The following is a 13,607-nucleotide window of genomic DNA, read 5'->3' as shown; positions in this document are numbered from 1 at the left end:
GCGACGTACGCGATGGGTGAGACGTTTCCGCGAATCGATCTCCCCACTTGAGGGGGAGATGCCCGGCAGGGCAGAGGGGGGTCGCGAAGCGCATCACCATACAGTCTCCGCCACGCCCGCAAACCCCGTCATCCGCAACTCCTTCACCCCCTCCAGCCCCAGCGGCTGATGCGTCGCCGCAATCGCAATGCCGCCGCGGCCGAGATGCGCCATCACCAACCCCGCAAACATCTTCTCGGCCGCCACATCCAGCGCCGCCGTCGGCTCATCGAGGATCCACACCGGCCGCCAGGCGACCAGCAGTTTGGCCATGGCCATGCGGCGCTGCTGGCCGGCGGAGAGATAGCCGAATGGAAGGTGCGCGATGCCGCCGAGGCCGACTGATTCGACCGCCGCGTCGACATCCACACCCGCGCCCCCGGGAAAATCGCCGAAGAAGTCCTTCCAGAAGGCCAGATTCTCATCGACCGTAAGCTCCCGCTTCATCGCATTGCGGTGGCCGAGATAATGGCAGGCCTCGCCGAGGCGCTCCACCGGGTGCGGTGCAGCAAGCAGCTTCGCCGTGCCGGATTCCGCCGGAAGCAGACCCGCCAGAACCCGCAACAGCGTCGACTTGCCGGACCCGTTCGGCCCCTTGACGACAAGCGCTTCGCCGCCGGCGATTTCGAAGGAAATATCTTGGAAAATCAGGTCCTCGCCGCGCGTGGCGCTCAATCCCTCGGCGACGAGCCGCATGACTGTTCACTTTCGTTTTACAACCTTGGTCGCAATGCAAAAAATTGTCCCGATTCACCATCGGGCGCTCTGGAACGTTTCTAGGAAATTATCTATATAGCCTTCAACACGCCAGCGGTCGGCGTGAATTTCATCCAAGCGCCGAACACGGGAATATTCCCGCGTACGGACAGCGGAAATGGCCGCACCCGCATCCCATAAGGCGCCTTAACAGCGCACGGGTGTTCGTACGTCAGTTTTCTGGCGCCAGACGAGACGGGGTATAAAGTGTCCAAATCCCTAGACAGTTTCCATTGTCGTTCGACCCTTACGGTCAACGGCACCGACTATGTATATTACAGCCTGCCCAAGGCCGAGGCGAACGGCCTCGCGGGCGTCTCGAAGCTCCCCTACTCGATGAAGGTGCTTTTGGAGAACCTGCTGCGCTTCGAGGACGGCCGGTCGGTTACGAAGGAGCACATCCTTTCCGTCGCCGAATGGCTGACGAACAAGGGCACGGTCGAAAACGAGATCGCCTACCGCCCGGCCCGCGTGCTGATGCAGGACTTCACCGGCGTTCCCGCCGTGGTCGACCTTGCCGCCATGCGTGACGCGATGGTGTCGCTCGGCGGCGATCCGGAAAAGATCAACCCGCTCGTTCCCGTCGACCTCGTCATCGACCACTCCGTCATCGTCGACGAATTCGGCACGCCGACCGCCTTCGCCCGCAACGTCGAGCTCGAATACGAGCGCAACGGCGAGCGCTACCGCTTCCTGAAGTGGGGCCAGCAGGCGTTCAAGAATTTCCGCGTCGTTCCTCCGGGCACCGGCATCTGTCATCAGGTCAATCTGGAGTATCTGGGCCAGACGGTCTGGACCAAGGAAGAAGACGGCGAGATCATCGCCTACCCGGATACCTGCGTCGGCACCGACAGCCACACGACCATGATCAACGGCCTGGGCGTTCTCGGCTGGGGCGTGGGCGGCATCGAGGCGGAAGCCGCCATGCTCGGCCAGCCGGTCTCCATGCTTCTTCCGGAAGTCATCGGCTTCAAGCTGACCGGCAAGCTCAAGGAAGGCGTCACCGCGACCGACCTCGTGCTGATGGTCGTTCAGATGCTGCGCAAGAAGGGCGTGGTCTCGAAGTTCGTCGAATTCTTCGGCCCCGGCCTCGACAACATGACACTCGCAGACCGCGCGACGATCGGCAATATGGGCCCGGAATATGGCGCGACCTGCGGCTTCTTCCCGGTCGATGGCGAAACCGTCAACTACCTCACCATGTCCGGCCGCGAAGAGCAGCGCATCGCGCTGGTCGAAGCCTATTCGAAGGCTCAAGGGATGTGGCGTGACGGCGACGGCGCTGACCTCGTCTTCACCGACACGCTCGAACTTGACCTCGGCGACGTCGTGCCCGCCATGGCCGGCCCGAAGCGTCCCGAAGGCCGCATCCCGCTCGAAAACATCGCCTCCGGCTTCGCCGGCTCGATGGACACCGACTACAAGAAGCCCGGCCAGCTTTCGAACCGCTACGCGGTCGAAGGCACCGACTACGATATCGGCCACGGCGACGTCGCCATTGCCGCCATCACCTCCTGCACCAACACGTCCAACCCGTCGGTCCTCATCGCTGCCGGCCTTCTCGCCCGCAACGCGGTCGCCAAGGGCCTGAAGACGAAGCCGTGGGTGAAGACGTCGCTCGCACCGGGATCGCAGGTCGTCGGCGAATATCTCGCCAAGTCCGGCCTCCAGGAAGATCTCGACAAGCTCGGCTTCAACCTCGTCGGCTTCGGCTGCACGACCTGCATCGGCAATTCCGGCCCGCTGCCGGCGCCGATCTCCAAGACGATCAACGACAAGGGCCTGATTGCCGCCGGCGTTCTCTCCGGCAACCGCAACTTCGAAGGCCGCATCTCGCCGGACGTGCAGGCGAACTACCTCGCCTCGCCGCCGCTGGTTGTCGCCTACGCGCTGGCCGGTTCCGTCCAGAAGGACCTGACCAAGGAGCCGATCGGCGACGATCAGGACGGCAACCCCGTCTACCTCAAGGATATCTGGCCGACCTCGCAGGAAATCCAGGAATTCATCCTGAAATACGTCACCCGCGCGCTCTATGCCGCCAAATATGCCGACGTGTTCAAGGGCGACGAGAACTGGCAGGCCGTGCAGGTGCCGGCGGGCCAGACCTATGCCTGGGACGACCAGTCGACCTATGTGCAGAACCCGCCCTACTTCGTCGGCATGGGCAAGACCGGCTCCGGCCTCAAGAACATCGAGGGTGCGCGCGTCCTCGGTCTCTTCGGCGACAAGATCACCACCGACCACATTTCCCCGGCCGGTTCGATCAAGGCGGCATCGCCGGCTGGTGCGTACCTTACGGGCAACGGCGTCGCCGTCGCCGACTTCAACCAGTACGGCACGCGCCGCGGCAACCATGAAGTGATGATGCGCGGCACCTTCGCCAATATCCGCATCCGCAACCACATGCTCGGCCCGAACGGCAAGGAAGGTGGCTACACGATCCACTATCCGACCAAGGAAGAGATGTCGATCTACGACGCGGCCATGAAGTACAAGGCCGAGGGCGTACCGCTCGTCATCTTCGCCGGTGTCGAATATGGCAACGGCTCGTCGCGCGACTGGGCGGCCAAGGGCACCAACCTCCTCGGCGTGAAGGCCGTGGTAGCGCAGTCCTTCGAGCGTATCCACCGTTCCAACCTCGTCGGCATGGGCATCGTGCCCTTCGTTTTCGAGGACGGCACGACCTGGGCGACGCTCGACCTGAAGGGCGACGAAGTCGTCACAATCGACGGTCTCGAAGGCGACATCAAGCCGCGCGAAAAGAAGATCGCCAGGATCACCTATGCCGACGGCACGGTGAAGGAGGTTCCGCTCCTCTGCCGCATCGATACGCTCGACGAGGTGACCTACATGAACAATGGCGGCATTCTCCAGACCGTTCTGCGCGATCTCGCCGCCTGATCGTTTTCAGCATCAAAATGCGAAATGCCGGGGCCAAAACCCCGGCATTTTTCGTTTTCCGGAGCGTTTTTCTCAGCTATGAGTCTCACTCCATCGTGACTTCCTGTTGAACCGGCAAGCGCGTATGACGGGCTCAAATGGCTGGCCACCCGCCGCCACTCCATTGGAAATGATCATGCCGAGACCGCACATACTGGAATGTCTGGCGATCCTGCTTGCGCTCGGAGCCGGCGCAGGGGCTGCACATGCCCAGGAATCCGTCACCAAGCAATCCATCAAGCCCAAGGGTGTCGTCGAGCTCTTCACCAGCCAGGGCTGCTCTTCCTGCCCGCCCGCCGACAAGGCGCTCGCCGCGCTGGCGCAGGAAGGCGAGGTCGTCGCCCTCTCCTACCATGTCGATTACTGGAACTATCTCGGCTGGGCCGACACGCTCGCCTCCAAGGACAATACCGACCGGCAATATGCCTATGCCCGCATGTTCGGCCGCAGCGGCGTCTACACGCCGCAGGCCGTGCTGAACGGCCGTGAGCACATCAACGGCGCCGATATTTCCGGCATCCGCTCGCGCATCGGCGCCATGCCGAACGAGGGCAAGGGGCTGGACGTGCCCGTCGATGTCGAGGTGAAGAACGACGAGCTGCGCATCCGCGTCGGCCCCGGCGAGGGCAAGGCCAATATCGTCATCGCCTATTTCGAGCGCGAACGCACGATCGACATCGACAAGGGCGAGAACCGCGGCAAGCGCGTCAATTACTGGCACGCCGTCACCGACATGGAAACGATCGGCATGTGGGAAGGCAAGGAGACCAACCTGGTCCTGCCGGCCGACATGCTGAAGAAGAAAAAGAAATCCGGCGGCTGTGCCGTGCTTTTGCAGCGCATGCGCACGGCCGATACGCCGGGCGCCATTTTGGGCGCGACCGTTTTGACCGGAGATAAGGCTTCTCGTTGAAATTCCCCGTAAGGGGAGGTCCGGTCCGGCTTCTTCGAGGGGCTGGGGCTTGAGGGTTCGAAGAAAGACGGACCGGACCGAGACGAAGCTACCGGCAACGGAATACTGGGCAACTTCGACAGACGCACCCCGACAATACCTGCTTCCCGCACAAGGCAGCAGGCAGGTAGAGGCTGCGACTGGCGGACTTTCTCCCGTAAATTGGGCGTCTGTTTGTCTGAATTGCGGCGAGAAGGATTTTTGCGAAAACGCAAGTCTTCGCCCATCCGCCTTGCATTTCCGTTTTGGTCAGGCACACTGTCACCCAGCCGTCACAGACGAGGTGCGGAGATTCGATGACTGATCAGCCGGATTTGCAGGCTTCCAATGTCGTGGTCGACCTTAGGGAATATAAGAGCAGCCGGGATCCGCTGCCTGTAACCTTCCATCGACGGGAGCTCGATGCAATCCTCTGGGTCTACGGCCGGATGGTCGGCGAAGGGGAATGGCGCGACTACGCAATCGACCATATGCGCGACAAGGCGGTGTTTTCCGTCTTCAAGCGCTCGGGCGAAATGCCGCTCTACCGCATCGAGAAAAATCCCAAACTCGCCGCCAAACAGGGCGCCTACAGCGTCGTCAACCAGCACGGCACCATTTTGAAACGCGGCCATGAGCTCAACCAGGTGCTCAAGGTGTTCGACAAGGTGCTGCGGCTGATCGAGACGTGATTCAGGCCATCGTCCCCGGATAGGTCGCCGAAGACGGCTCGGTTTCCGCGCCGTCGCCGAGTGCGCGCTGCATGAAGACGGTGTCGAGCCAGCGGCCGTGCTTGAAGCCGGTCGCGGTCATGCGACCCGAATGTTCGAAGCCCGCCGCCGCGTGCACGGCGATGGAGGCCGGGTGGGCGCCGCCGATGACGGCGACCATCTGGCGGAAGCCGAGCTCCGTCGAGCGGCGAATGAGCTCCGCCAGCAGCGCCTTGCCGACGCCCTTGCCGCGCGCTTCCGGCGCCAGATAGACCGAATCCTCGACGAGCCAGCGATAGGCCGGCCGCGTGCGGAAGGCGGAGGCATAGGCGTAGCCGAGGATGAGGCCGGTCTGCTCGATGGCGACGATATAGGGATAACCCTTTTCGGTGATCGCGTGGAAGCGCGCCGCCATCTCGTCGAGCGAGGGCGGGTCGATCTCGTAGCTCGCCACCCCGTTCAGCACGGACTCGCGATAGATTTCGGTGAAAGCGGCAATGTCGCCGAGATCGGCGGTGCGAATGACGAAGCTCATGGAAAGCCTGTATTAAAAGCAATTTCAGCAAAAGTGTGCAGCGGTTTTGCGTCCGAAATTGCGTCAAGACAAAACAAGGATATGGGATGGGCGTCCATCCCATATCCGGGTTTGGCTTTCAAGCGACGTTTGACGTATCAGGCACCGTAAACGATGAGCAGGTCCTTGGCGTCGATCTGGTCGCCGGCCTTGACCAGTACCTCCGAGACCGTGCCGTCCTTCTCCGCATGCAGCGCCGTTTCCATCTTCATCGCCTCGATGGAGAGCAGCACGTCGCCGGCCTTGACCGCCTGGCCGGCCGAGACCGAGACCGTCGAGATGACGCCCGGCATCGGCGCGCCGAGATGGGCGGCATTGCCGATATCCGCCTTGCGCCGCGCCGTGGACGTCGCCGCGCGGTTGCGGTCCGGCACCTTGATGAGGCGCGGCTGGCCGTTCAGCTCGAAGAACACCTTCACCATGCCCTGCGCATCCGGCTCGCTCTGCGCCTGGTGCAGGATGACGAGCGAGACGCCCTTTTCCAGTTCCGGCGACAGTTCTTCACCGGGCGAGAGGCCGTAGAAATAGGCCGGCGTCGGCAGCACGCTCACCGGACCATAGGTATCGGCGGCCAGCGCATAGTCTGTGAAGACCTTCGGATACATCAGGTAGGAGGCGAATTCGAAATCGTCGACCTTGCGCTCCAGCTTCTCCTCGACCGCCTTGCGCTCGGCATCGAGATCGGCCGGCGGCAGCAGCGAGCCCGGCACGGCGGTATAGGGCTCCTCGCCCTTCAGTGCCTTCTTCTGGAGAGCGGCCGGCCAGCCGCCCGGAGGCTGGCCGAGATCGCCCTTGAGCATCGAGACGACCGATTCCGGGAAGGAGACGTCCTTGGCAGGGTTTTCCACGTCGGCGACGGTGAGGTCCTGCGAAACCATCATCAGCGCCATGTCGCCCACCACCTTGGAGGACGGCGTCACCTTGACGATATCGCCGAACATCTGGTTGGCGTCGGCATAGGCCTGGGCCACCTTGTGCCACTTGGTCTCAAGCCCGAGCGAGCGGGCCTGTTCCTTGAGGTTGGTGAACTGGCCGCCGGGCATTTCATGCAGGTAGACCTCGGAGGCCGGCCCCTTGAGGTCGCTCTCGAAGGCGGCATACTGGAAGCGCACGGCTTCCCAGTAGAACGAGATGCGGCGAATCCATTCCGGATCGAGGCCCGGATCGCGGTCGGTGCCCTTCAGTGCCTCGACGATCGAGCCGAGGCAGGGCTGCGAGGTGTTGCCGGAGAGCGCATCCATCGCCGCATCCACCACGTCGACGCCGGATTCGACGGCGGCAAGCACGGTCGCAGCCGCAATGCCCGACGTATCATGCGTGTGGAAATGGATCGGCAGGTCGGTGGATTCGCGCAGCGCCTTGAACAGCACGCGCGCCGCCGCCGGCTTCAACAGACCCGCCATGTCCTTCAGCGCGATCATATGCGCGCCGGCCTTTTCGAGGTCGGCGGCGAGCGCGGTGTAATATTTGAGGTCGTATTTCGGGCGGGCTGAATTCAGCAGGTCGCCGGTATAGCAGATCGCCGCCTCGCAGATCCGGTTCTCTTCCGCCACCGCCTCCATCGAGACGCGCATGTTGTCGACCCAGTTCAGGCAGTCGAACACGCGGAACACGTCGATGCCGCCCTTGGCCGCCTGGCGCACGAAGTATTTCACGACATTGTCGGGATAGTTCTTGTAGCCGACGCCGTTGGCGCCGCGCAGCAGCATCTGAAGCAGCAGGTTCGGCGCGCCTTCGCGCACACGGGCGAGACGGTCCCACGGGTCTTCCGTCAGGAAGCGCATGGAGACGTCGAAGGTCGCCCCGCCCCAGCATTCCAGCGAGAAGAGCTGCGGCAGCGCGCGGGCATAGGTGCCGGCGACACGGGCGATGTCATGCGTGCGCATGCGGGTGGCGAGCAGCGACTGGTGGCCGTCACGCATCGTCGTGTCCGTCATCAAGACGCGCGTTTCACCGCGCACCCATTCGGCGAATTTCTTCGGGCCGAGTTCGTCGAGCTTCTGCTTGGTGCCGGCCTGGATCGTGCCTTCGATGAAGGGCACGACGGGCTTGGCGACATCCGCCGGCGGCTTCGGCCGGCCCTTCGCCTCCGGATGGCCGTTGACCGTGACGTCGGCGAGGTAGGTGAGCAGCTTCGTCGCGCGGTCCTGGCGCTTCACCTGCTGGAACAGCTCCGGCGTCGTGTCGATGAAGCGGGTCGTGTAGGTGTTGTTGCGGAATTGCTCGTGGCTGATGATCGCTTCAAGGAAGGTCAGGTTCGTCGCGACGCCGCGGATGCGGAATTCGCGCAGCGCGCGGTCCATACGGGTGATCGCTTCCACCGGGTTCGGCGCCCAGGCCGTGACCTTCACGAGCAGCGGATCGTAGAAGCGGGTGATGACCGCGCCCGGATAGGCCGTGCCGCCATCGAGGCGAATGCCGAAGCCCGAGGCCGAGCGATAGCCCGTGATGCGGCCATAGTCGGGAATGAAGTTCTGTTCCGGGTCTTCCGTGGTGATGCGGCACTGGAGGGCGTGGCCGTTGAGGCGGATGTCTTCCTGCGCCGGCACGCCCGATTCCGGCGTGCCGATCGCCTCGCCGTCGAGGATGTGGATCTGCGCTTTCACGATGTCGATGCCGGTCACGACTTCCGTGACGGTGTGCTCGACCTGGATGCGCGGATTGACCTCGATGAAGTAGAATTTGCCGGTATCGGCATCCATCAGGTACTCGACCGTACCGGCGCCGATGTAGTTCGTCGCGCGCGCGATCTTCAGCGAATAATCGGCAAGCTCCTTGCGCTGCGCCTCGTTGAGGTAGGGTGCCGGTGCGCGCTCGACGACCTTCTGGTTACGCCGCTGGATGGAGCAGTCGCGCTCGAAGAGATGCACGACATTGCCGTGCGTGTCACCCAGCACCTGGCTTTCGACGTGGCGGGCGCGCTCGACGAGCTTTTCGAGATAGACCTCGTCCTTGCCGAAGGCGGCCTTCGCCTCGCGCTTGGCTTCCGTCACCTCGCGCAGCAGGTCTTTCGGGTCGCGGATGGCACGCATGCCGCGCCCGCCGCCGCCCCACGAGGCCTTCAGCATGACGGGATAGCCGATGCTTTCGGCAAGGCGATGGATTTCGTCGGCATCGTCCGGCAGCGGATCGGTCGCCGGCACGACGGGCACGCCGACGGAAATCGCAAGGTTGCGCGCGGCTACCTTGTTGCCGAGCTGGCGCATCGTATCGGGCCGCGGTCCGATGAAGATGATGCCGGCGGCGTCACAGGCATCGACGAATTCCGGGCTTTCCGACAACAGGCCGTAGCCCGGATGGATGGCGTCGGCGCCGGAAAGCTTGGCGACGCGGATCACCTCTTCGATCGACAGGTAACTCTCGATCGGCCCGAGGTCACGGGAAAGATGCGAGCCGCGGCCGATCTGGTAGCTTTCGTCCGCCTTGAAGCGGTGCAGTGCCAATTTGTCCTCTTCCGCCCAGATCGCCACCGTTTTTATGCCGAGCTCGTTGGCTGCGCGGAACACGCGAATGGCGATTTCGGACCGGTTGGCGACAAGGATCTTGGAAATGGGCAAGTCGGACTCCTCATGACTTGAAAACGGGAATTGCTGCACCCGCGAAGAGAATTATTAGCGGGTTATTTTCAAAGTTCAATTTTGGAGTCGTCATCCGGCAAAAGAATTGCGCCGTGAAGGCTCAGGAAACGAGCCCGAGCCGGAAGGCGATGGCGACCGCGTGGTGCCGGTTGCGCGCACCGAGCTTCTCCTGGATGCCGTTCATGTACCAGTCGACCGTGTGGCTGGAAATGCCGAGCACGCGGCCGATGTCATGCGAGGTCATGCCCTCGGCAAGCAGGCTCAGCGCTTCCATTTCGCGCCGCGTCAGTTCCACGTCGACGACGGCGGAAAGCCGCGCCGCCGCTTCCGGATCGGCCGCCAGCAGCAGTTTCCAGTAGAGTTGCCGGGCGATGCTGTCGAAAAGCCCGATCTCGACGCTTTCCAGTTCGACCGGCCTGCCGCCGAGGCTGAGGCTGCCGAGCAGGCCGCGCCGGCCGTGCACCGGGAACATGTAGCCGTCCTCCAGCCCGTTCTGGCGTGCATCCACCATCATGCGCTCCATGCGCTTGCGATGCGGGCTGAGGCGGAAGGCGCCGAGCGTATCCCTCCAGCGAAACCCCGCCTGCGCATGGCCGAGGTAACGCACGGTCGGATCGACCTGCATGTAGCGCTTGCGCAGATAGGTTTCCGGCCAGCCCTTGGGCCAGCGGCCGGCGAGCAGCAGGCTCGACGGGCTTTCCACCGGCTTCGGCGCCTGGATGAGACCGTAATAGTCGAAGCCGTAATGCGACAGCAGACGTTCGAACTCGGCCGTCGTCTCCTCCCGGCCCCGCAATTCGTCGATCAGCGCAAGAAACTGTACCAGCAGGTTGATTTTCATATGCCCTGCACTTTATGCGCCCATTCCATATCCAGAAGAAATGAAGCTGGCCCTCTTTTGACCAGTCATGTCCCATTCATGTTGCCCCGCATACAATTGGCAGGATCGCATGATGAAAATCAATCGGCTAAGGGACGTCGTGACGCGCAAAACTGAAAATCACGCAACATTTCATGTGAGTCATGAAATTTGCACGCCGTTCACGAACTTTTGCCCCTTCCGCTGATTAACAGCGCACTGCAAAGAAAACGGGTGCTTTCGCTGCACCGCACAACAGGTATCGCCGGAAAGGCCTTATTCCGTGTCTTTGTTTCAGGTCTATGCAAGAGCTCTCAGTTATCTGGGGGTCTACAAGATTCGTGTGGGTTCGGTGGTTGTCGCCAATATCGTGCTCGCGGTCATAACCATTGCCGAGCCGATCCTCTTCGGTCGCATCATCGACGCCATTTCCTCCAAGGGCGACGTAACGCCGATGCTCCTGATGTGGGCGGGCTTCGGCCTGTTCAACACCTTCGCCTATGTGCTCGTCGCCCGCGAGGCGGACCGCCTGGCCCATGGCCGGCGCGCGAGCCTCCTGACGGAAGCCTTCGGCCGCATCATCTCCATGCCGCTCTCCTGGCACAGCCAGCGCGGTACCTCCAACGCCCTGCACACGCTGCTGCGCGCCTGCGAAACGCTGTTCGGCCTCTGGCTCGAATTCATGCGCACGCACCTCGCCACCGCCATCGCGCTCGTGCTGCTCATCCCCACCGCCTTCGTGATGGATTATCGCCTGTCGCTGGTGCTGGTCGTGCTCGGCGTGCTCTATGTCATCATCGGCAAGGTTGTGATGAACCGCACCCGCGAGGGCCAGGCCTCGGTGGAGAACCACTACCACACCGTCTTCTCCCATGTGTCGGACTCCATCAGCAACGTTTCGGTCGTGCACAGCTACAACCGCATCGAGGCCGAGACGCGAGAGCTGAAGCGCTTTGCCGAACGGCTGATCAATGCGCAGTTCCCGGTGCTCGACTGGTGGGCGATCGCCAGCGCGCTCAACCGCATCGCCTCGACCATCTCCATGATGACCATCCTCGTCATCGGCACGGTGCTGGTGCAGCGCGGCGAAATCCGCGTCGGCGACGTCATCGCCTTCATCGGTTTTGCCGGCCTGCTCATCGGCCGCCTGGACCAGATGAAAGCCTTTGCCACGCAAATCTTCGAGGCACGCGCCAAGCTTGAGGACTTCTTCACGCTGGAAGATGCCGTCAAGGACCGCGAAGAGCCGTCGACGGCCGGCGAACTTGGCGACGTCAAGGGCCGGGTCGAATACCGCAATGTCTGCTTCGACTTCGCCAATGCCACCCAGGGCGTGCGCGATGTCTCCTTCACCGTCGAGGCCGGCCAGACCGTCGCCATCGTCGGTCCGACGGGTGCCGGCAAGACCACGCTGGTCAACCTGCTGCAGCGCGTCTACGAGCCGCGTTCCGGCCAGATCCTCATCGACGGCGTCGATATCGGCACGGTGACGCGCAAGTCGCTGCGCCGGTCGATCGCCACCGTGTTCCAGGATGCGGGCCTGCTCAACCGCTCGATCTCCGACAATATCCGTCTCGGCCGCGAGGGCGCGACGCAGGAGGAAATCGAGGCGGCTGCGGAAGCGGCAGCGGCGAACGACTTCATCACCTCGCGCCAGAGCGGCTACGAGACCCATGTCGGCGAGCGCGGCAACCGCTTGTCCGGCGGCGAGCGCCAGCGCATCGCGATTGCCCGCGCGATCCTCAAGAACGCGCCGATCCTCGTGCTCGACGAGGCGACCAGCGCGCTCGACGTGGAGACGGAGGCCCGTGTGAAGTCGGCGATCGACCAGCTTCGCCGCAACCGCACGACGTTCATCATCGCCCACCGCCTGTCGACGGTGCGCGAGGCCGACCTCGTCGTCTTCATGGATCACGGCCAGATCGCCGAGATGGGCACGTTCAACGATCTCAGCCAGAGCAACGGCCGCTTCGCAGCCCTGCTCCGGGCAAGCGGCATCCTGACGGACGACGACGTGCGCAAGAGCCACACCGCCGCCTGATCGACGTCATCACTTCGGGGCATCGCCCCCTTCAACCGGCAGGGCACGCATGCCCTGCCGTTTTGCGTTGGGGCCGGTGATGGAAGCCTGCCAGTCGAGGTAGCGCGCATAGGCGAAGTGCAGCGCGATGCCGGCAAGCGTATAGAGCGTGCCGAGGATCGGGTTCTTTCCGGTCACGAACATCAGCACCTGCCCCGCCATGGCGAGGATGGTGCCGAAGATGAAGACCGCCAGCGAATGCCGTCCGACCGCCACCAGCGGATGGCTGATCGGCAGTGCCGCCCAGTTCGACAGAACCGGGATCGTCGCCACCAGATAGGCGCCGGCCAGCACATGCAGCAGCCGCGTCGTCGACAGGAACGTCTTGTCGAAGCCGGTCAGCACCGCCGGCAGGCCGTAGGAAAAATCGATGTTCCACCAGGCGAGCACGACCCACAGCATCGAGACCACGAGATAGGTGGCCGAGAGCGCCAGCAGCACGGGATTGCGCGAAAACCCCTTGCCCCTGGCGCGCAGCACGCCGACGAAGCCGATGACAAAGAGGAACTGCCAGGACAGCGGGTTGAGGAACCAGTAGCCGTCGTCGAGAAAATTCGACGGCGCGATCCGCCAGATCCCGGCGCAAAGCCAGATCGTGCCCGAGACGGCGATCAGCAGGCGTACGCTGCGCTGGTAGAGCCACAGGAAGCCCGGCAGCATCAGGAACAGCATGGCATACATGGAGAGGATGTTGTTGTAGCCGAACTGGTGGCCGAGCAGCACCATGCTGACGACGCCCTGTTCCGTGCGGTCGACGACGGCGCGCAGGTTGATTTCCGACAAGAGGTCCGGCCGCGAGAACCACAGCGCGCCGCCGGCGAAGATCGCGAAGGTGATGACACTCGTCATGATATGCGCGACATAGAGCGTCAGCGCGCGGCGCAGGATGCGAAGGGTCACCGCCAGCCGCTCGCCGACGGCAAAACGCCCGCCATAGGCAAGCCCGACCGACATGCCGGAAATCAGCACGAAGGCTTCCGCCGAATCGGAAAAGCCGAAATTCTTGTGCGTCAGGTGTTCCAGGTACTGGCCGGGAACGTGGTTGACGAAGATCGTCAGGAGGGCAAGCGCCCGGAAGACGTCGAGGCGCGTGTCGCGTGTCTGCGGCACTGCGCCCCCCGGTCCATGTCTGTCAGTCAT

Annotated in this window: 9 protein-coding genes; 4 read left to right on the top strand and 5 right to left on the bottom strand. The window is 63.2% G+C overall.

Going from position 1 to position 13,607, the window contains the following annotated elements:
- Positions 1-93: 93 nt before the first annotated feature.
- Positions 94-735 carry a heme ABC exporter ATP-binding protein CcmA gene (gene ccmA, locus AC1RWL_RS17140; RefSeq protein ID WP_493095503.1) on the bottom strand — a complete coding sequence of 214 codons (642 nt, stop codon included), beginning with the start codon at positions 733-735 and terminating at the stop codon, positions 94-96.
- A gap of 267 nt (positions 736-1,002) precedes the next feature.
- Between ccmA and acnA the strand changes: the two genes are divergently transcribed.
- The 3 genes from acnA to AC1RWL_RS17125 all read left to right on the top strand — a co-directional run bounded on the left by acnA (position 1,003) and on the right by AC1RWL_RS17125 (position 5,358).
- Entirely contained in the window at positions 1,003-3,696 is a 2,694-nt protein-coding gene (gene acnA / locus AC1RWL_RS17135) for an aconitate hydratase AcnA (RefSeq protein WP_493095504.1), read from the top strand.
- 175 nt (positions 3,697-3,871) lie between these two features.
- Positions 3,872-4,648, top strand: a complete 777-nt coding sequence (locus AC1RWL_RS17130) for a DUF1223 domain-containing protein (protein ID WP_493095505.1) — start codon at positions 3,872-3,874, stop codon at positions 4,646-4,648.
- Between the two features lie 335 nt (positions 4,649-4,983).
- On the top strand, positions 4,984-5,358 hold the full coding sequence (locus AC1RWL_RS17125; RefSeq protein WP_319324935.1) for a DUF2794 domain-containing protein: 375 nt from the start codon (positions 4,984-4,986) through the stop codon (positions 5,356-5,358).
- A gap of 1 nt (position 5,359) precedes the next feature.
- Here the strand turns inward: AC1RWL_RS17125 and AC1RWL_RS17120 are convergent, their stop codons facing one another.
- From AC1RWL_RS17120 to AC1RWL_RS17110, 3 genes are all read right to left on the bottom strand, one after another.
- Positions 5,360-5,911: a GNAT family N-acetyltransferase gene (locus tag AC1RWL_RS17120; RefSeq protein ID WP_493095506.1), complete on the bottom strand. Its 552-nt coding sequence runs from the start codon at positions 5,909-5,911 to the stop codon at positions 5,360-5,362.
- A gap of 137 nt (positions 5,912-6,048) precedes the next feature.
- Positions 6,049-9,507 carry a pyruvate carboxylase gene (gene pyc, locus AC1RWL_RS17115; RefSeq protein ID WP_493095507.1) on the bottom strand — a complete coding sequence of 1,153 codons (3,459 nt, stop codon included), beginning with the start codon at positions 9,505-9,507 and terminating at the stop codon, positions 6,049-6,051.
- Between the two features lie 121 nt (positions 9,508-9,628).
- Positions 9,629-10,369 (bottom strand): helix-turn-helix transcriptional regulator, encoded by a 741-nt coding sequence (locus AC1RWL_RS17110; RefSeq protein WP_493095508.1) that lies wholly within the window; start codon positions 10,367-10,369, stop codon positions 9,629-9,631.
- Between the two features lie 301 nt (positions 10,370-10,670).
- Here AC1RWL_RS17110 and AC1RWL_RS17105 point away from each other — a divergent pair, with 301 nt between their 5' ends.
- The gene (locus AC1RWL_RS17105) at positions 10,671-12,428 is read left to right on the top strand and encodes a glucan ABC transporter ATP-binding protein/ permease (RefSeq protein ID WP_256119548.1); all 1,758 of its coding nucleotides are present in this window, start codon (positions 10,671-10,673) and stop codon (positions 12,426-12,428) included.
- 9 nt (positions 12,429-12,437) lie between these two features.
- On the opposite strand, the gene AC1RWL_RS17100 is transcribed toward AC1RWL_RS17105, so the two are convergent.
- Positions 12,438-13,607, bottom strand: coding sequence for an OpgC family protein (locus tag AC1RWL_RS17100; protein WP_493095509.1), 1,170 nt, complete (start codon positions 13,605-13,607; stop codon positions 12,438-12,440).

Source organism: Shinella sp. GW821-FHT10F02, assembly GCF_058809275.1.
Note: the sequence above shows the minus strand (reverse complement) of the source record. Positions and strands in the feature narration are given on the sequence as shown.